The organism is Simiduia curdlanivorans, assembly GCF_030409605.1.
In the GTDB taxonomy this organism is placed as follows: domain Bacteria; phylum Pseudomonadota; class Gammaproteobacteria; order Pseudomonadales; family Cellvibrionaceae; genus Simiduia; species Simiduia curdlanivorans.
Window position 1 is genome coordinate 823520 of the sequence record NZ_JAUFQG010000004.1, and the last position, 18947, is coordinate 842466.

Annotated in this window: 20 protein-coding genes; 14 read left to right on the forward strand and 6 right to left on the reverse strand. The window is 53.2% G+C overall.

Annotated features, from left to right (window positions below; translation table 11 throughout):
• Positions 1–53: 53 nt before the first annotated feature.
• Both argB and slmA read left to right on the forward strand, forming a co-directional pair.
• Entirely contained in the window at positions 54–959 is a 906-nt protein-coding gene (gene argB / locus QWY82_RS03810; protein ID WP_290260063.1) for an acetylglutamate kinase, read from the forward strand.
• Between the two features lie 113 nt (positions 960–1072).
• Positions 1073–1687, forward strand: coding sequence for a nucleoid occlusion factor SlmA (gene slmA / locus QWY82_RS03815; RefSeq protein ID WP_290260065.1), 615 nt, complete (start codon positions 1073–1075; stop codon positions 1685–1687).
• Positions 1688–1717: 30 nt separating this feature from the next.
• Here slmA and QWY82_RS03820 read toward each other — a convergent pair whose 3' ends face one another.
• Both QWY82_RS03820 and pyrE read right to left on the reverse strand, forming a co-directional pair.
• Positions 1718–2350, reverse strand: coding sequence for a hypothetical protein (locus QWY82_RS03820; protein ID WP_290260068.1), 633 nt, complete (start codon positions 2348–2350; stop codon positions 1718–1720).
• A 10-nt stretch (positions 2351–2360) separates the two neighbouring features.
• Positions 2361–3011, reverse strand: coding sequence for an orotate phosphoribosyltransferase (gene pyrE, locus QWY82_RS03825; protein ID WP_290260069.1), 651 nt, complete (start codon positions 3009–3011; stop codon positions 2361–2363).
• A gap of 279 nt (positions 3012–3290) precedes the next feature.
• On the opposite strand from pyrE, the gene QWY82_RS03830 reads away from it, so the two are divergent.
• A complete protein-coding gene (locus QWY82_RS03830) occupies positions 3291–4064 on the forward strand; it encodes an exodeoxyribonuclease III (protein ID WP_290260071.1) in 774 nt (257 codons plus the stop codon).
• An 83-nt stretch (positions 4065–4147) separates the two neighbouring features.
• On the opposite strand, the gene rph is transcribed toward QWY82_RS03830, so the two are convergent.
• The gene (gene rph, locus QWY82_RS03835; protein ID WP_290260073.1) at positions 4148–4867 is read right to left on the reverse strand and encodes a ribonuclease PH; all 720 of its coding nucleotides are present in this window, start codon (positions 4865–4867) and stop codon (positions 4148–4150) included.
• 107 nt (positions 4868–4974) lie between these two features.
• On the opposite strand from rph, the gene QWY82_RS03840 reads away from it, so the two are divergent.
• The 5 genes from QWY82_RS03840 to QWY82_RS03860 all read left to right on the forward strand — a co-directional run bounded on the left by QWY82_RS03840 (position 4975) and on the right by QWY82_RS03860 (position 9437).
• A complete protein-coding gene (locus tag QWY82_RS03840) occupies positions 4975–5841 on the forward strand; it encodes a YicC/YloC family endoribonuclease (protein WP_290260075.1) in 867 nt (288 codons plus the stop codon).
• Positions 5842–5854: 13 nt separating this feature from the next.
• Positions 5855–6475, forward strand: coding sequence for a guanylate kinase (gene gmk, locus QWY82_RS03845; RefSeq protein ID WP_290260078.1), 621 nt, complete (start codon positions 5855–5857; stop codon positions 6473–6475).
• Between the two features lie 107 nt (positions 6476–6582).
• A complete protein-coding gene (gene rpoZ / locus QWY82_RS03850) occupies positions 6583–6831 on the forward strand; it encodes a DNA-directed RNA polymerase subunit omega (RefSeq protein ID WP_290260080.1) in 249 nt (82 codons plus the stop codon).
• Positions 6832–6854: 23 nt separating this feature from the next.
• Positions 6855–8951 carry a RelA/SpoT family protein gene (locus QWY82_RS03855; protein WP_290260082.1) on the forward strand — a complete coding sequence of 699 codons (2097 nt, stop codon included), beginning with the start codon at positions 6855–6857 and terminating at the stop codon, positions 8949–8951.
• 102 nt (positions 8952–9053) lie between these two features.
• The gene (locus QWY82_RS03860; RefSeq protein WP_290260084.1) at positions 9054–9437 is read left to right on the forward strand and encodes a RidA family protein; all 384 of its coding nucleotides are present in this window, start codon (positions 9054–9056) and stop codon (positions 9435–9437) included.
• A gap of 1 nt (position 9438) precedes the next feature.
• Here the strand turns inward: QWY82_RS03860 and QWY82_RS03865 are convergent, their stop codons facing one another.
• Positions 9439–10251: an NAD-dependent epimerase/dehydratase family protein gene (locus tag QWY82_RS03865; protein ID WP_290260086.1), complete on the reverse strand. Its 813-nt coding sequence runs from the start codon at positions 10249–10251 to the stop codon at positions 9439–9441.
• A gap of 87 nt (positions 10252–10338) precedes the next feature.
• On the opposite strand from QWY82_RS03865, the gene QWY82_RS03870 reads away from it, so the two are divergent.
• The 3 genes from QWY82_RS03870 (at position 10339) to QWY82_RS03880 (ending at position 14819) form a co-directional block, all read left to right on the forward strand.
• Positions 10339–11259, forward strand: a complete 921-nt coding sequence (locus QWY82_RS03870; RefSeq protein ID WP_290260088.1) for a hydrogen peroxide-inducible genes activator — start codon at positions 10339–10341, stop codon at positions 11257–11259.
• Entirely contained in the window at positions 11252–13336 is a 2085-nt protein-coding gene (gene recG / locus QWY82_RS03875; protein WP_290263429.1) for an ATP-dependent DNA helicase RecG, read from the forward strand. The genes QWY82_RS03870 and recG overlap by 8 nt, the downstream gene beginning before the upstream one ends.
• A 94-nt stretch (positions 13337–13430) precedes the next feature.
• On the forward strand, positions 13431–14819 hold the full coding sequence (locus QWY82_RS03880) for an aminoacyl-tRNA deacylase and HDOD domain-containing protein (RefSeq protein ID WP_290260090.1): 1389 nt from the start codon (positions 13431–13433) through the stop codon (positions 14817–14819).
• Positions 14820–14855: 36 nt separating this feature from the next.
• Here QWY82_RS03880 and QWY82_RS03885 read toward each other — a convergent pair whose 3' ends face one another.
• Complete coding sequence (locus tag QWY82_RS03885; protein WP_290260092.1) at positions 14856–16139, reverse strand: dicarboxylate/amino acid:cation symporter; 1284 nt, start codon at positions 16137–16139, stop codon at positions 14856–14858.
• Positions 16140–16214: 75 nt separating this feature from the next.
• On the reverse strand, positions 16215–16490 hold the full coding sequence (locus QWY82_RS03890) for an HU family DNA-binding protein (protein WP_290260095.1): 276 nt from the start codon (positions 16488–16490) through the stop codon (positions 16215–16217).
• 179 nt (positions 16491–16669) lie between these two features.
• On the opposite strand from QWY82_RS03890, the gene QWY82_RS03895 reads away from it, so the two are divergent.
• The 3 genes from QWY82_RS03895 to phoB all read left to right on the forward strand — a co-directional run bounded on the left by QWY82_RS03895 (position 16670) and on the right by phoB (position 18944).
• Positions 16670–17224, forward strand: coding sequence for a chorismate--pyruvate lyase family protein (locus tag QWY82_RS03895; RefSeq protein ID WP_290260097.1), 555 nt, complete (start codon positions 16670–16672; stop codon positions 17222–17224).
• A gap of 10 nt (positions 17225–17234) precedes the next feature.
• Complete coding sequence (ubiA, locus tag QWY82_RS03900; protein ID WP_290260100.1) at positions 17235–18167, forward strand: 4-hydroxybenzoate octaprenyltransferase; 933 nt, start codon at positions 17235–17237, stop codon at positions 18165–18167.
• 75 nt (positions 18168–18242) lie between these two features.
• Positions 18243–18944 carry a phosphate regulon transcriptional regulator PhoB gene (gene phoB, locus QWY82_RS03905; protein ID WP_290260102.1) on the forward strand — a complete coding sequence of 234 codons (702 nt, stop codon included), beginning with the start codon at positions 18243–18245 and terminating at the stop codon, positions 18942–18944.
• Positions 18945–18947 lie beyond the last annotated feature (3 nt).

Sequence of the window (18947 nt, forward strand, 5' to 3'; positions counted from 1 at the left end):
ATGAGTTTGGTTGCTATAACGCCTATAAAAAATACTAGTCACAGAGGTTAAAAATGTCACTTTCACGCGACAACGCCATGCAAATTGCAAAGGTACTTACCGAGTCCTTGCCCTACATTCAGCGCTTTACGGGTAAAACCATCGTCGTCAAATTTGGCGGCAACGCCATGGTTGATGAGGCTCTACAAAACAGTTTCGCTCGCGATATCGTTTTGATGAAGCTTGTCGGACTAAACCCTGTTGTTGTGCATGGCGGTGGGCCTCAAATTGGTCAGCTCTTGGAAAAGCTCAGTATTAAATCTGAGTTTGTGGACGGCATGCGCGTTACCGATAGCGCCACCATGGATGTAGTAGAAATGGTTTTAGGCGGCTCGGTGAATAAGCAAATTGTCAGCCTCATTAATCGCAACGGTGGCAAGGCCATTGGCTTGACAGGTAAAGACGGCAAACTCATTCGCGCACGCAAAATGACCGTGACCCGAAAGACGCCCGGTATGAATGCCTCCGAAATCGTCGACATAGGCCATGTGGGCGAAGTAGCAGCGATTAACACCGAAGTTATCGACATGTTAACCAACAGTAACTTTATACCCGTGATAGCCCCCGTTGGCGTCGGGGCAGATGGCTCGGCCTACAACATAAATGCCGATCTAGTGGCCGGGAAAATTGCTGAAGTACTGCAGGCGGAAAAGCTGATGTTATTGACCAACGTCGCCGGCTTACTCGACAAGCAGGGCCAAGTGCTCACGGGTCTATCAACCCAACAAGTTGATGATTTAATTGCAGATGGGACTATTTACGGCGGCATGCTACCAAAAATTTCCTGCGCCCTAGATGCCGTTAAATCCGGCGTCACCTCGGCACATATTGTCGATGGCCGGGTGGATCATGCAGTTCTGCTTGAGATTTTTACCGATACGGGAGTTGGCACTAAAATAACTAACGCAAAATCTGAATAGATTTGCACTAGAATAGGTTTGGCTAGACGCCAAACCACTTTTTTTCGTTGAAGCACAGCGCCAATGTAGCTAGGATAAGCGGTTACATCTGATCAAAGAATTCCGAAGGTCTTATGACAAACTCGTCTACCAAGGTATCCCGGCGCCAGCAGATTCTAGAATCCCTAGCGCACATGTTGGAAACCAGCCCTGGAGCCCGCATCACCACCGCGGCATTGGCAAAAGAAGTAGGCGTATCTGAAGCAGCTCTTTACCGGCACTTCCCCAGCAAATCGAAGATGTTTGAAGGCCTAATCGAATTTATTGAGGAAACTCTCTTCTCCAGAATTGGCCTGATACTTAGCGACGCGGATGCCGCCGAAGCCCGCTGTCAAAAAATATTTTTCCTGTTGCTCACCTTTACCGAGCGCAACCCCGGCATCACCCGCATATTGACCGGTGATGCCCTAACCGGCGAAACCGAGCGCTTGCATACCCGTGTGCAACAATTATTTGAGCGTATTGAAACGCAGATTAAACAAATATTACGCGAAGCGGAAATCCGCGAAGGCCTGCGCCCCAAACTACCCCTAACCGCTGCCGCAGGTTTATTAATGGCAACTGCGGAAGGGCGCATCGCCCAATTTGTGCGGTCTGGCTTTAAGCGCAAACCAACTGAGTTTTGGGGGGAGCAGTGGCCGGTATTGATGCAAGATTTTTTTTACGAGCCAATCGCCCAGTTGAATTAAATGTAAAAAAGGCCGCTCGAGCAGCCTTTTTTATTTCTTTGTGTGTATTAAGCTAAACCGCTCTTTATCCAACTCAAACTTTTCGGCAATATCTTCGTATTCCCATTCCCGCTGAATATATTTTTCACGGGTATCTTCGAGCTCCTGCTGCAAGCCCGCTAAGGTATCGTAAATCACCTGCGGCACCGGCTGGCCTCGACGCTCAAAACTCGCGCCTCTGCTGTATTCGCTCCGCACTTGCCCTTGTACCGTATTTAAATTGCTGATGAGGATAGACATACTGGCTTCAATATCGGCCAGCTTTCTCTGCTTAGCCGCCTCAATATCCTCCACCGTACTGTAACGGCGCAGCAGTGCGGCATCCCATTCATCTAGCTCTTGTTGCTCGGCTTTTTTCTCAGCCGCGCGCTCCGCTTCTTCACCGGTTAACGCCCGTGGAACTACCTTTAATACCACACCAGACAGGCTGACAATTTCATAGCCATTTTGCGCCGCTTCTGCCGGCAGCGAATGGTGCATGACCTTGGCGCCCGCCGCATTTGTGTAGCGGTAAAAAACCTTTTCGCCAACCAGGTCGCCAGTCTTGCCATCATCTGCAGGTAACGCAAACGCCGCAGAGGAGGTTAGGAGGCTGAAGGCCAGCCCGGTGATCCACTTTCTCATAACATTGCCTTTACTCGTTGTTAATGCCGTAAGTCTTACGATATTGACGAATCTTTTCTACCATCGTTACTTGGCTTGGATCGGCTTCAAGATAACTGATAATGTGGCCGAGGTTAATAATGCTGATCACCGGTATGCCAAACTCTTGCTCAACTTCGGTAATCGCCGACAGCTCGGCCTTGCCCCTCTCTTGCCGATCTAGGCCGATTAAAACCGCGGCGGGCTTGGCCTTAGCCCCCTCAATAATAGCCATCACCTCGCGTATTGCGGTACCCGCGGTAATCACGTCATCAATAATTAATACCTTGCCCTGCAGTGGTGCGCCCACCAAGCTACCACCCTCGCCATGTGCCTTCGCTTCTTTTCGGTTGAAGCAATAGGGTAAATCGCGCCCATGATGATCGGCTAAGGCAACCGCCGTGGTCGCAGCGAGGGGAATACCTTTATAGGCCGGACCGAAGATAAGGTCGAAATCAACGCCTGCGGTTTCAATGGCTGCGGCATAAAACCGGCCCAAGTCGGCCAGTGCGCTACCGGTTTGAAACTTGCCGGCATTGAAAAAATAGGGGCTAACACGGCCGCTCTTGAGCGTAAATTCGCCAAAGCAGAGGGCCTGATGTTTAATCGCCAGCTCAATAAATGCGCGCTGGTATGTTTGCATGATGAATTCCCGTATCAAAAACTGAAGTTCTGAACTATGTTTAAATCTAGACGTTTAATCTGAACGTTTAATCTAAACTCTATTTCAACGGAGGTTAGATTTGGCTCAGCCTATTTACTGGGTCGTTATTTTGGCACATTTGGCTGTTTCGCACCCTAGCTAAAAATAAATGTCGTGGTACCGAAACTAAAACAGCCTGAGTCGTGTCTTATAAACCCAATGTTTACAAAAACTTATAACACTCGGGTATCATACACAGTCCGTTTTTAAGGGGCTAACATGCGCATTATTAATCTCAGCGTCGATGGGTTACACCAGGCGGCACAGCGCGGTCTGTACGACTGGCTGGAAGAGCAAGACGCTGACATCATTTGTCTGCAGGATTTGCGGGCACTGGAATATGAGTTGGACCACGATGTTTTTCATCCGAAGGGTTACAACGCCTATTTTTTCGATTCCGGTGTTAAGCACTACAACGGCGTAGCCATCTACAGCCGGCAGGTGCCCAAAGCCCTCATCTACGGCTTCGGCTTTGCTAGCGGCGTGGATATGGAGGGTCGCTACTTGCAGATTGACTTCGATAAAATCAGTATCGGCAGTCTACTTGCGCCCGCAGCCATGGCGGCGAACGAGTCGCAGGAAGTCAAAATGAAGTTTTTTGACGACCTGCAAGCGCACCTGATCAAGATCAGCCGCAAGCGTCGCGATTATGTGTTTTGCGGCAATTGGGCCATGGCGCACAAGGCCCGCGACGTAAAAAATGCCAGCGCGCACGAGGGCGATGTGGGCTATCTACCGCACGAGCGCAATTGGCTAAACCAGCTATTCACCCAAATTGAATACACCGATGCCTTTCGCAAGGTAAATAACGATGCCGATGAATACAGCTGGCTGCCCACCGAGGGCGACTTGAATGGCAGCGAATGGCGAACCGATTTCCAAGTGGTTTCCAACAATCTGGCCAACCGCGTTGAGTACGCAACCATATATAAGGGCCAATCGTTTTCTAGCCACCGGCCGGTGATCATCGACTACGATCTGGAAATTGAATAGATCTCATCAGGACACCAGACAGTCAGAAATAAAAAGGGCCAAAAGGCCCTTTTTATTTCTATCTGCTTAGAATGCAGTAGACACTAACTCGCTAACGCCGCTTTCTGCAATTGATGCAGCTCGGCAATGCCTTTCTTCGCTAGCGCTAACATAGATGCAAACTCAGTCTCGCTAAACGGCTCCGCTTCTGCTGTGCCCTGAATTTCGATGATGCCACCGTCGTCGCCGAGGACAATATTCATATCAGTTTCGGCGCTTGAGTCTTCGGGGTAATCCAAATCCAACACTGGCTCACCTTCATATATACCCACAGAGACAGAGGCAATCATGCGCTTGAGCGGTGACGATTTGATCATGCCTTTGGCGATCATGGCATTAATAGCATCCACTAAAGCGACGCAAGCACCGGTAATCGAGGCCGTACGGGTGCCGCCATCGGCTTGAATAACATCGCAATCAATAGTGATCGAGTTTTCACCCAGTGCCTTGAGATCCACAGCTGCACGCAATGATCGACCGATCAAGCGCTGAATTTCTACCGTGCGGCCACCCTGTTTGCCGCGCGCCGCTTCACGACCCATGCGGGTACCGGTGGAGCGGGGCAGCATACCGTACTCGGCAGTTATCCAACCCTGGCCCTGACCGCGTAAAAAATGGGGCACACCGGCGTCCACGCTGGCGGTGCAAATCACCTTGGTATTACCAAACTCCACCAGAACTGAGCCTTCGGCATGGCAAGTGAATTGACGGGTGATACGCACGGGGCGCAGTTGATCGACGCTTCGGCCGCTGGGTCTTTGCATGAAAATACCTTTGAGATTGGGTTTAGCTTAGGACGTAATGGGGCGATTATACCGGCGATTGGCTGTGGTAACATGCCAAGTTCACAGTGCTTTTGGGAAACAGGATTATGCCGCGCAGTATGACGGGCTTTGGCCGCATCGAAGCCAGCTTTGACTGGGGTAATTTGAGTTGGGAGGTGAGGAGCGTCAACCATCGCTACCTAGAGCCACATTTTCGCCTGCCGGAAACTCAACGCCAATGTGAGCCCGCGCTGCGCGATGTACTGCGCAAAGTATTGAACCGCGGCAAGGTAGAGGCGACGCTACAACTTCAGGTGGGCAAGGGCGACAACAGCGAGCTCTGTCTCGATAGCCAACGCATCGATCAAATCATAAACGCGGTCGAGCAACTTGGCCGGAGCAACGCTAACCTCGCCCCTATCAACCCACTAGAACTGCTGCGTTGGCCTGGTGTGGTAGTTGAAGACAGCCTCGACCACGAGGCTCTCAACGCCGCCGTGGTACAAGGGTTCGCCGACGCGCTAACCCAGCTAAGCGCAAACAGAGAGCGCGAAGGCGCTGAGCTCGGCCAGTTTATCGAGCAGCGTTTAGCAGCCATCGCCGAGCAAGTTGCCGAAGTGCGCAAGCTCATGCCCAGCATTTTGCAGGCACAAAAAGAAAAGCTTGTGGCTCGCGTGGCAGAGCTAAATGTACAGCTTGAACCTGAGCGCATCGAACAAGAAATCGCTTTATTGGCGCAGAAAGCCGATGTAGACGAGGAGCTCGATCGCCTGAGTGCGCACATTACTGAAGTTCGGTTAACCTTAAAGAAATCCGAACCCATCGGTCGCCGGCTCGACTTCTTAATGCAAGAGTTAAACCGCGAAGCCAATACACTTTCATCTAAGTCGGTGGTGAGTGAAACCACCCAGGCGGCGGTGGAGCTGAAAGTATTAATCGAACAAATGCGCGAACAAGTACAGAACATCGAATAGGCGGCCAATGACTATGCAAAACTCTCGCGGCAATCTATTTACCGTATCGGCACCCTCTGGTGCCGGCAAAACCAGCCTGGTTGCGGCCTTGATCGAGGCCATGGACGGTATTCGCGTGTCGGTATCCCACACCACCCGCGCCATGCGCCCGGGCGAACAAGACGGGGTGAACTATCACTTCGTCAGCCGGGACACCTTTACCGAGATGCTCAACAACACCGCCTTCCTTGAACACGCGCAGGTATTCTCTAACTTTTACGGCACCTCGAAAGCCTGGGTTGAACAGCAACTCGCCAGCGGTATGGATGTGATTTTAGAGATAGACTGGCAGGGCGCCGAGCAAGTGAGACGCTTGATCCCCGACACCATTGGCTTATTTATTTTGCCGCCCTCCAGAGAGGCCTTACATCAGCGCCTCACTGGGCGCGGCCAAGACAGCCAAGACATCATTGACGCGCGCATGAAAGAGGCGATCAATGAAATGACCCACTATGTCGAAGCCGATTACCTAATCATCAACGACCAGTTCGATGTCGCCTTAGCAGACTTTAAAGCCTTGGTGATGAGCCAGCGCCTAACCCAGCAACGGCAAGCACAAAGACATCAGCCTTTATTGGCAGAGCTATTGAGCTGACTGGTTGTTTTGCGTACACTTGCCAGCCTTTTTCTCGGCACCCGTCGAAGGGCTAATAGGCTATTATCAAGACTGGGTGTTTTCACTGGTTTACCGGAATAAAATTTATGGCACGCATTACCGTTGAAGATTGTCTGAACCATGTTGATAACCGTTTTGAGTTGGTTATTGTGGGCAGCAAGCGCGCTCGTCAAATCGCTGTTGGCGGCAAAACCCCATTGGTGCCTGAGGAAAACGACAAGCCCACCGTTATCGCCCTGCGCGAAATCGAAGAGGGTTTGATCGACGCATCCATTCTGACTCAGAAAGACGAGCCAGAATATGAAATCGAAGCCCCCATGCTTACCGAAGAGTAATGCGTACTAGGTAGGAGGCAGGATTGCAAACCATCGACGCCCTCGCGCATCAACTTTCCTCCTATTTAGAACCCGCTCAAATCAATTTGGTCCGTCGCGCCTATCTCTATGCAGAGCAGGCGCACGACGGTCAAAAGCGCCGCTCCGGCGACCCCTACATCACCCACCCACTCGCCGTTGCCGTGATTTTGTCGGGCATGCACATGGACCATCAAAGCTTGATGGCCGCCATGTTGCACGATGTCATCGAAGATACTGGCATCGCCAAAGTCGCACTGGGCGACCAGTTTGGCGATACCGTCGCCGATCTAGTGGATGGCGTCAGCAAACTGACCCAGATCGAATTCGAATCTCAGGCGGAAAAACAGGCGGAAAACTTTCAAAAAATGACCTTGGCCATGTCGCGCGATATTCGCGTAATTTTAGTCAAGCTGGCCGATCGGCTACACAACATGCGCACCCTCGGCGTTATGCCGCCGGAGAAAAAGCGCCGCATCGCCCGGGAAACACTGGAAATTTACGCGCCTATCGCCCACCGACTGGGCATGAACGACATGCGCATCGAATTTGAAAACCGCGGCTTTTCCGCCATGCACCCGCTGCGCGCCAAGCGCCTCAAGGCGGCCTTGCAAAGTGCCCGCGGCAACCGCAAAGAGCTGGTCGATCAGATCAATCAAAGCCTGCAATTGCGACTCGAGGCTGAACACATTAACGCCTTAGTCATAGGCCGCGAAAAGCACCTGTACAGCATTTACACCAAGATGCGCTCGAAGAAGAAGTCGTTCAAAGAGATTATGGACGTCTACGCCTTTCGCATCATCGTCGACTCAGTGGACACCTGCTACCGTACCCTAGGCGCCATTCACAACCTCTATAAGCCCATCATTAGCGAATTCAAAGACTATATCGCCATCCCCAAAACCAATGGCTATCAATCTTTGCACACAGTGTTGGTGGGTATGCACGGAGTGCCCATCGAGGTGCAAATTCGCACTAAAGAAATGGATGAAATGGCCAATAGCGGCATCGCTGCGCACTGGTTGTACAAGGCCAACGACAACCCCAACGCCAGCCACTTGCGGGCGCGCCAATGGGTCCAAGGTCTACTCGAAATGCAACAGCGGGCGGGCGATAGTTTGGAGTTTATCGAAAACGTCAAAATTGACCTTTTCCCCGACGAAGTCTACGTATTCACGCCAAAAGGCCGCATCGTTGAGCTGCCTAGCGGTGCGACGGCGGTGGATTTTGCCTACGCCGTACACACAGATGTAGGCAATGCCTGTGTAGCATGTCGCATTAATGATCGGCTCGCGCCCCTGTCGCAGACACTGCAAAGCGGCCAAAAAGTCACCATTATCACCGCCTCAAGCGCGCAACCTAACCCCAGTTGGCTGAATTTTGTCACCTCGGGCAAGGCGCGCTCGGCCATTCGTCATTTTCTCAAGCACCAGCGCCATCACGAATCCATCGATCTCGGCCGCCGGTTGTTAACCCGCTCGCTGGCCGATCGCGGTATCGACCTGCAAAACTTGGACAAGGATGAGCGCAAAGCCTTGCTCAAAGAGTGCGGGGTTAACTCGCTCGAGAGCCTGTTCGAAGACGTAGGCCTGGGCAAGCGCTTGCCCCACGCGGTGGCCAATTTAGTGCAATCGGAAAACAATAAAGCCAATAGCCAATCGCCGCTGATGATCGAATCTTCCGACGGCATGATGATTAGCTTCGCGCGCTGTTGCCGGCCCATTCCTGGCGACCCAATCCTCGGTCACATCAGCGCCGGCAAAGGCTTGGTGGTACACCACGATACTTGCCGCAACATCGCCGAGCTGCGCGAAAACCCAGAGAAGATATCCATCGTCAATTGGTCGCCCGATGTGAAAGGCGAGTTCCCGGTGGATATCCGGGTCGAGGTGGAATCGGGCCGCGGTATCATCGCCAACTTAGCCACCCGGATTACCGAGCAAAACGCCAATATTGAACAGATTCAGGTGCACGAGCGCGATGCCCACAACAGCGTGATTAACCTGACCATCGATGTCAGCGGGCGGGTGCATTTAGCCAATATTATTAAACGCCTGAAAAGCTTGCGCTCGGTGATTCGCATTAGTCGGCACCGCAATTAGCGTTCGACAAACACCCACCACCTAACCGGCGTACCTATTTGACGACTCGCTAGTCAGCGGCTTAAGCTGGCCGTTTTTATTCACCTGTGACAGGACAAGACCATGACCAACAAAGCCATCATCAGCACCGACAAGGCACCCGCCGCCATTGGCACCTATTCGCAGGCGGTCAAGGTCAACAACACCGTGTACTTGTCTGGCCAAATCCCGCTTATTCCAGAGACCATGGAGATGGTGGGCAACGATTTTCGCGCCCAAGCGACACAGGTGTTTAAGAACCTCAGCGCCGTGTGCGAAGCCGCCAATGGCAGCTTGGCGCAAATCGTTAAGTTGAATTTGTACTTAACCGACTTGAGCCACTTTCCCGTGGTCAATGAGGTGATGGCGGAATTTTTTGAAGCGCCTTACCCAGCCCGCGCCGCCGTCGGCGTTAAAGAGCTGCCAAAAGCGGCGATGTTTGAAGCCGAAGCGATTATGGTTATCTAACCTAGCTGGGCTGGAGCTTATCCAGCCCATAACCCTCGCGCCAGCTGGGGTAGCGAAAACGAAAACCACTGGCCAGCAAGCGCGTATTGCGCAGCCGCTTGCCAGAAAAAGGTGCGCCGGCACTAGCGCTCGGCGCCGGTCTTTGCAGGGCCGTTGCCAAAGCGCGCACAACCTCCCCTAACAACACCGGTTCGCTATCGGTCACCAAATAATGGCTTTCGGGCGCCTCGAGCTGCAGTAAATGCGCCACTGCACTGGCACCATCGTCTACATGAATTCGGTTACTGTAGGCCAATAAATTGCGCGAAATCGGTATTCCGTGGCGAACCTGCTCAACTAAGCGTGCGCGGCCGGGGCCGTAAATGCCGGAAAAACGCGCAATAATGACCTCTAAACCAGCATTCAACAAAATTCCTTCAGCCTCCAACAAGCGCACGCCGTTAAACTGGCTTGGCGCTACGATACTGGTTTCATCCAACCATTCACCTTGGTTTTGACCATAGACGGCGGTGCTAGAAACAAACAGGATGCGCGGCCGCAATTGGCGCTGCGCTAAAAGCTCAACCAATAAAGCCATAGGTTCAACATAGGCGCGGCGATAACCCTCATCGCTGCGCTCGCTGGGTGTGAGGGTCACCACAATCTGATCAAATCTTTGCTCTAACAACGCCCCCATGGCCGCAGCATCTAGGGCGTCTAGTTGCCGGCAAAAGGGCTCAGGTCTGGGGCTGCGCCTTATAGCCACGATATCGCCGGGCAATAAAGGCTGTAAACGTTGCGCCAAATCGCCAAAGCCAATTAATAGAGTTTTCAACGGATTAGATTCCATAAATAGGGGCTATCGATATAACAGGTTCTGATATAAAGTCGCAATCATACGTGAACCGGTCGGAAAAATGCCATGACGCTCAATGAATTGCGCTATATCGTCACGCTAGCGCAAGAACAACATTTCGGTAAAGCCGCCGAGCGCTGCTATGTGAGTCAGCCGACCTTGAGCATTGCGGTAAAAAAGCTCGAGGAAGAGTTGGGTATCGCGCTATTTGAGCGCTCCAAAACCCGGGTTCAAGCGACGCCCCTAGGCGAGAAAATTGTCACCCAAGCGCAGCTCGTGCTCGAGCAAGCGGCGGCCATTAAAGATATCGCTAAATCGGGCAAAGACCAGCTCTCTAGCCCCCTGCATGTGGGCGCTATTTTCACCATCGGCCCCTACCTATTTCCCCATTTTATCCCCGAATTGCAGCGAATAGCGCCAAACATGCCGCTTTATGTTGAAGAAGGTTACACCGCAACTTTGCGCCAACGGCTGCGCAAGGGCGAGCTCGATGTGATCATTGTGTCGCTGCCCTTTACCGAGGCCGATGTGGTCACCCAAACCCTATATGACGAGCCCTTTGTGGTGCTCATGCCAAAGGATCACCCATTAGCCGCATTCGACGTGATTGATACGCCGCAATTGCACGAATACAACGTCTTGTTACTCGGCGAAGGCCACTGCTTTAGGGATCAGATACTCGACGCCTGCCCAGCGCTGCTAGCCAGTGCCGACCCCAAAGCTGGGCATATTCGAACTGCCTCCAAAGGCAGCTCGCTCGAGACCTTACGGCATATGGTGGCGTCAGGTTTGGGTATCACTATCCTGCCTTACTCGGCCGCCGAGGCCACGCGCTACGCCGACGATCTGTTGGTCTGCCGCCCCTTTGCCGAACCGGCGCCTCGCCGAACCGTTGCCATGGCTTGGCGCGCCAGCTACCCGCGCTTTAAGGCCATTGACGCCCTGCGTGCTTCGATCAATCAATGCCACTTACTTGGTAATGACTAGCCCGGCACCGACACTGGATCGGGTTGAGCTAACAGCGCTAAAAGGCGTTGGCAAGGCCCTGGCCGAAAAGCTCACCAAGCTTGGTCTACACAATGTACAAGACCTCTTGTTCCACTTGCCCTTGCGCTATATGGATCGCACCCAAGTCACCCCCATAGGCGCGCTGCAACCACAGAGCACGGTGGTTATCGAGGGCGAGATTAAAGCCGCCGATATCGTGTTCGGCAAGCGCCGCTCGCTGGTGGCGAAACTGCAAGATAATACCGGTACCATCACACTGCGCTTTTTCCACTTTAACCAAGCGCAAAAGCAAAGCTTGGCCAAGGGCGTTCGGCTCAGGTGTTTTGGCGAAGCGCGCCGAGGCGCCTCTGGCCTAGAGCTGTACCACCCAGAATACGAATTGGTCGACCAAAATACCGAGCCGCTGGCAGATAAGTTGACCCCAGTATATCCAGCCACCGAAGGCATCACCCAGCCGCGTATTCGCACCTTGGCGCAGCAGGCGCTAACGCTGCTTAGCGCGCAAAGTTTGGCCGAGTTGCTACCGAAAGATTTACAGCAGCGCTACCAACAATGGCCCTTGGCACAAGCGCTGCACTACTTGCATCAGCCGCCCAAGCAGGCCGACGTCGAGCAACTAACGCTCGGTGCGCACCCAGCGCAGCAGCGGCTGGCCTTCGAAGAACTCATGGCACACCACGTTAGCTTGTTGTCTTTGCGGCAGCAGATTCAATCCGAAGGCGCGCCGGCCTTGCCATTAAATACCGATCGACTCGACGCCTTCCTGAACAATTTACCCTTCGCACCCACCCAAGCGCAGAGTCGAGTCGCCAAAGAAATTGCCAGCGATCTGGCCCAGCCTCTACCCATGCTGCGATTAGTGCAGGGCGATGTGGGCTCAGGCAAAACCCTGGTGGCAGCCATGGCAACCTTGCAGGCTATTAACAATGGTTTTCAAGTGGCGCTCATGGCGCCCACGGAAATACTCAGCGAGCAGCACCGGGTTAACTTTTGCCACTGGTTCGAACCGCTCGGCATTAGCGTTGGCTGGCTCACCGGCAAGCAAAAAGTCGCCGAGCGGCGGGACCAACTGGCAGCCTTGGCGGACGGCAAGACACAGTTGATTGTCGGCACCCACGCACTGTTTCAAGAGCAGGTGGTGTTCGCCGATTTAGGCCTAGTGATCATCGATGAACAACATCGATTCGGCGTCCATCAGCGGCTAAGTTTACGGGAAAAGGCCGGCAGCGAGCGGCGTCCACATCAGCTCATTATGACCGCCACACCGATTCCAAGAACCCTAGCTATGAGCGCCTATGCGGATCTGGACTGTTCGGTTATCGATGAGCTGCCGCCGGGGAGAAAGCCCGTGACCACGGTGGTGATCAATCAAGATAGGCGCGACCAAGTGGTACATAGGGTGCGCGAGGCCATCGGCCAAGGGCGCCAAGTATATTGGGTCTGCACCTTGATCGAAGAGTCCGAAACCCTCACCGCGCAAGCGGCACAGGCAACCCAAGAGGAGCTGGCTTTAGCCCTGCCCAATGTTGCTATCGGCCTGGTGCACGGGCGGTTGAAATCGACGGAAAAAGAGGCGGTGATGGCGAGCTTTAAGGCGGGCGACATCCCGCTGCTGGTGGCCACTACCGTGATCGAGGTAGGCGTCGATGTGCCCAACGCCAGCTTGATGATCATCGATAACCCAGAGCGCCTAGGTCTGGCGCAACTGCATCAATTGCGCGGCCGAGTAGGGCGCGGCACGGCGGAAAGCCACTGTGTACTGCTCTATTCAGGGCCATTGTCCAACCACAGTCGAGCTCGTTTGGAAGCCATGCGCAGCTCTAATGACGGCTTTTTCATCGCCGAGAAAGACCTAGAGTTGCGCGGCCCGGGCGAAGTGCTTGGCACCCGGCAAACCGGTGAAATGGCATTTCGCATCGCCGATTTACAGCGCGATGCCGATTTAATTCCTCTTGTTCGAGAGGCCGCGACAAATTTATTACAACAATATCCAGCGCACGCCCAAGCGCTTACGCGAAGATGGCTAGGTTATAACGAGGTCTATGCCAAAGTGTAGATTTAGACGCCAGTTATTCTAAGAAGTGCCTATCCGATGACCTACACTTAACTACACTTTACAGTGCAGACGATGATGGATCAAAGGAGCCTCTGTGCCGCTATCAAACAGTGTTACGCAATTTCTGGATAAGCAACAACTTGAATACCAGCTTACCGCCCCCCTAGATGCTCCTATTTGGCACGATCAGCAACTTCGTAACAATGGCGCCGCAAGAGCAACGCTACTGGAAGACAGCAACGAGAAGGTGCTTGCTATTTACCCAGCCGATTCTCTTCTCGACTTAAGTGCCGTTAACCGTCTGCTCGGTCGCGAGATGCAGGCCATAGCGCCAGCCATACTCGATACGCTGTATGAAAAACACCACCTTTCCTCGGTACCGGCACTGCCGGGCTTAGCCGGTATGAGAACCGTTATCGAGCAGAGCTTATACCAGCGAGACCCGTTATTTTTAGATGCTGGTAGCCGGGAGCAGATGCTAGATTTGTCGCAAATATCTTTTAAAACTCTGGCTAAAGACGCGATTAGCGGTGAAATATCCATTCCAATCAGTAAAATTGAACAGCCGACTCAAGCCAGCGACCAAGACATTATTCTGGCCTCGGTGCGCCAATTCACCGAGCTGCGGGTCAAGGAGCGATTAGAGGAAACCCTCGAGCTTCCACCCCTACCGGAAACCGCGCAACGCATTATTAAACTGCGTGTCGACCCAAATGCCGACATCAGCGATTTAGCCAACATCGTCGAAACTGACCCTAACTTGGCAGCGCAAGTGGTGAGCTGGGCCGCCTCGCCCTACTATTCGGCTCCTGGCAAAATCAAATCCATTCACGATGCCATCGTTCGTGTGCTCGGTTTCGATATGGTACTTAACCTAGCGCTGGGCTTAGCGCTTGGAAGGAACCTTGCCATGCCAAAAGACGGGCCTTTCGGCGTTACCCCTTACTGGCGCCAATCAGTGTACATGGCGGCGGCGATGGAGGGCTTAGTCACTGCCATTCCGCGCGAGAACCGGCCAAGCTTTGGTATGGCCTATCTATCCGGTTTACTTTTTAACTTCGGCTATTTGGTGATGTCAGAAGTGTTTCCGCCTTACTTCCACAAACTCTGTCGCATGATGGAAGCCAACCCCCATGTAGATCACACCTTGGCAGAAAAACATTTACTGGGTTTAACGCGGGATCACATCGCCAGCTGGCTCATGGATTTGTGGAACATGCCGGAAGAAATTGTCTTTGCGCTGCGCTACCAGAACGAGCCTAATTGCCAAGGCGAGCACGCGTCCTATGCAAAACTGCTGTTTGTCGCTCGGCGTTTACTGTCTCAGCGCGGCTTGCAGTGTGGCCCCAAATTAGACATACCGGCCTCGGTCTTCGAAGACCTGGGCCTAGACCCAATAAAAGCCGAAACGACTATCGACAACATTCTCGAGTGCTCGGTGGAACTCGAAAACATTGCCAACCATATGGTCCCAGCTGCCTAGGCGGCGTCGTTAAACGCACCGACAGGCGCGTTATCTTCAGGCGATATGGCCCGGTAGCGACGGGTCTTCGTTGAAACGCGCTTCATCTAACATGCCTTCACTTTTAGCAACCACTAACGTAACCATGGCGTCACCACAAACATTGACCGCGGTACGGGTCATGTCCAGCAATCTATCGACGCCAATAATTAACGCTATACCTTCGACCGGCAAGCCCACTTGCTCTAATACCATTGCCAGCATAATCAAGCCGACACCGGGCACGCCGGCCGTGCCGATAGAGGCTAGGGTGGCCGTTAAAATAACCATCATGTAGCCGTTCAGGCCAATATCTATGTTGTAGGCTTGGGCGATAAACGCCGTGGCGACGCCTTGCATAATGGCCGTGCCATCCATGTTAATGGTGGCACCCATGGGAATGGTAAAGGATGCCACGCGGTTGTCGGCACCCATCTCATCGCGCACGGCGCGCAGCGTCACAGGGATGGTGGCGTTCGAAGAGCTCATGCTAAAGGCAAACAACATGACCGATTTCATCTTGCGCAAAAACATCAATGGGCTTAACCCTGTGAAAACACGCAAGGCGAGGGGATATGTACCGAGACCGTGAATAAATAGCACAAACAGTACGGTGAAAAAATACACCAGTAAATTGGCAAAGGCCTCTAAACCCAAATCCGCGGCCATTTGCGCCATCAAACAAAACACACCGTAGGGCGCGAAATTCATCAAGATCACCACCATTTTCAGGTTGACCTCGTTGAAGTCGTTAAAAAATGCCGCAACCCGTTTGCCCGCCTCGCCGACCCGAGACATTGCAATACCCACCAGCAGGGCAAACACGATGATTTGCAGCATATTGCCCTGCGCCATCGCCTCCACCGGATTGGTGGGCACAATGCCCAAAATCACATCTTTCAGGGATGGCGCTTCATTCACCACAAAGGTGGCTTCAGTGCTCAGGTTAAAGCCGGCACCCGGCTGAATAATGACGCCGGCAACCAGCGCCAAGCTGATCGCCACCGCCGTGGTTGCCATATAGAGCAATAAGGTCTTGCCCGCCATGGGCCCCATGCGCGTGTTATCGCCTAAGGAGGCCACACCACAGACCAAGGACACAAACACCAAAGGCACCACTAACAGCTTTAACAGCGCTACGAATACCTTGCCACCCAGGTCAAACAAGCCGCTGACTAAAAACTGATCTACCCAAGCATTGTAAACCCCGGCCAACCAGCCTTCGCCCTCGGCAACGTTAAACATCCCCCCAATGAACAAACCTAAACCCATGGCAATTAAGATACGGCTGGTTAAGCTCATAAACGGTTCCTGTTTTAGTTTTATTGTTAGTCTAGGGAGGGGAGAGCCAGCCAAGCTAGCTCAGTCGGGCGAACTTTAGCTGTTTACGGCGTCTTTCAAACCTTTTCCAGGCTTGAAGCCAACGGAAACGCTGGCGGGAATTTGAATGGTTTCACCAGTTTTTGGGCTTCTACCGGTACGGGCGGCGCGTTTTCGCTGGGAAAAAGAACCAAAGCCAACAAGGCTAACCACATCGTCGCGCGACAGCGCATTGGTGATTTGTTCCAAAATTGAAGACACCACCAAATCGGCTTTGTCTTTGGTTAGGTCCGCTGTTTCTGCAACAGCAGCAATGAGATCTGATTTATGCATGGAGAATCCGTCCTGCGTTTTTGTTTGTTTAGTCCAATTAGGACGTAATGCTACCGCCTTTCCACAAGCCAGCGCCAGCGCCAATGTCGATTGCCCCGCAAGCTTGCGCCTCATAGAATAGCGCGCCTAGACAGGTTTATTTGTCTAAACACACCGCATATTTGCAATTAGGAAGGCCATTGCCCATACATTATCGACAACGCGAGCCCCTGTGGCGGCCCGCCGCGCAAAAAGGCTGGCAACTGCCGCGCGACTTGGCGCCTTGGATTCTAGACCAAGGCTCACTCACCGCCCGCTTGCAGGCCCACTGTCAGGGCCAGTTCGACGTTCAGCTGCTAAACCAAGGCTGGGGCCAAGCAAGACCCAGTGAATTATTGGTGCTGAAATGCCCGTCGCGGCAAAAGATGTTAGTGCGCGAAGTCATTCTCAAGGGGCGGGGTGAAAACTGGGTTTTCGCCCGCAGTCTGGTCCCTTATACCAGCCTGACCGGTCGACTTAAAGCCTTAAAGTACCTAGACAATAAGCCCCTCGGCGCGCTGCTATTCCAAGACCCAAGCATGCGTAGAGACCCGCTAGAGGCCGCCGCTATTTGCGCCGAGCACCAGTATCTACACCCTGACTTGAAATTGCCGGTTGCCGTCGACTTGTGGGGCCGGCGCTCGGTTTTCTACATCGACAAGAACCCACTACTGGTGAGCGAAGTATTCCTACCAGACTTTCTCGCGAGCCTTTAAGGAACATCACATGGCCAAGGATCAACCCAGGAAGTCAACCGCAGCAAAAACGCGCTCGACCAAACCAGCGCGCCAAGTAAAAGCCGGCACCTCGACCCTAGGCGCCTATTGGCGCCTAATGCGCTTTGATAAACCCATCGGCACCTTGTTGTTACTCTGGCCCACGCTCTGGGCGCTCTGGATCGCGGCCGATGGCACACCCAGTTTGCGAGTGCTCGCTATCTTTGTAGCAGGCGTCATTGTTATGCGCGCGGCGGGTTGTGTTATTAACGACTACGCCGATCGCAAGGTCGACGGGCAAGTGGCTCGCACCAAGTCGCGCCCTCTGGCAACCGGCGAAGTGACGCCGTCCGGCGCGTTATTGTGCTTCGCTGGGCTCATTATCTGCGCCTTTTTTCTGGTCCTGCTCACCAACCTATTAACCCTTTCGCTGGCCTTTGGTGCCTTGGCACTCGCAACGATTTACCCCTACATGAAACGTCACACCCACTTACCGCAAGTGGTGTTGGGCGCCGCCTTTGCCATGAGTATTCCCATGGCCTTTGCCGCCGTGCGCGGTGATCTGGATAACGGCATCTGGCTCATATATACAGCCGTAGTACTCTGGACCGTGGCCTACGATACCTACTACGCCATGGTGGATCGCGCCGACGATTTGCGCATTGGGGTTAAATCCACCGCCATACTGTTTGGCGAACTGGATCTCGTGATTATCGGCTGTTTGCAGCTAATGACACTGTTTGCGCTGTGGTTGGCGGGCGATCACTTTAAGCTTGGGCACTACTATCTCGCCGGCCTAGCTGGTGCCGCTTTGCTGTTTATTTGGCAGCTCTGGCTCAGCCGCAAACGCCAACCTAAGGCCTGCTTTCAGGCCTTTCTTAACAACAAATGGGTGGGCGCGGTGATATTTGCCGGCATACTGGCTGATACCCTGCTAGCTTGATTAGAGGCCTCGTCATATAACTGTCATCTAACCGTAATCTAATACAGGTCCAACCAAAGTGCAGACGAACCGGTTATGAGCAAAAAGACCATTTTGATCATCGATGACGAACCCTCCATTCGCGACATGTTGCGCGTGGCCTTGGAGATGGCAGACTACCGCTGTCTAGAAGCGGAAAATGCCCAGCAGGGTCACGCCTTGGCGATTGATGAGAAGCCCGATTTAATCCTGTTAGACTGGATGATGCCGGGCACATCGGGCATCGAGCTAGCTAGGCGGTTAAAGCGCGAAGAGATCACGGCCAAAACCCCCATTATCATGCTCACGGCGAAGGGCGAGGAAGATAATAAAATTCAGGGCCTAGAGACAGGCGCCGATGATTACATCACTAAGCCGTTTTCGCCGCGCGAGCTGATTGCGCGGTTAAAGGCCGTGCTGCGCCGTATCGAACCCGATACACCAGAACAGCCCATCACCGTCGATCAATTGTGCCTAGACCCCATTAGCCAGCGCGTTACTATCGCCGATGAGCCGGTGGATATGGGTCCAACCGAATACCGCTTGCTGGCTTTTTTCCTGACCCACCAAGAGCGCGTGTACAATCGCGGCCAGCTGCTCGACCACATCTGGGGCGGCAATGTGTATATTGATGAGCGCACGGTAGACGTTCACATAAGGCGCCTGCGCAAGGCTCTATCCATGCAAGAACACGACAGATTTGTGCAAACCGTGCGCGGTTCGGGCTATCGATTCTCCACCAAAGTCGCCAGCAAATAAGGA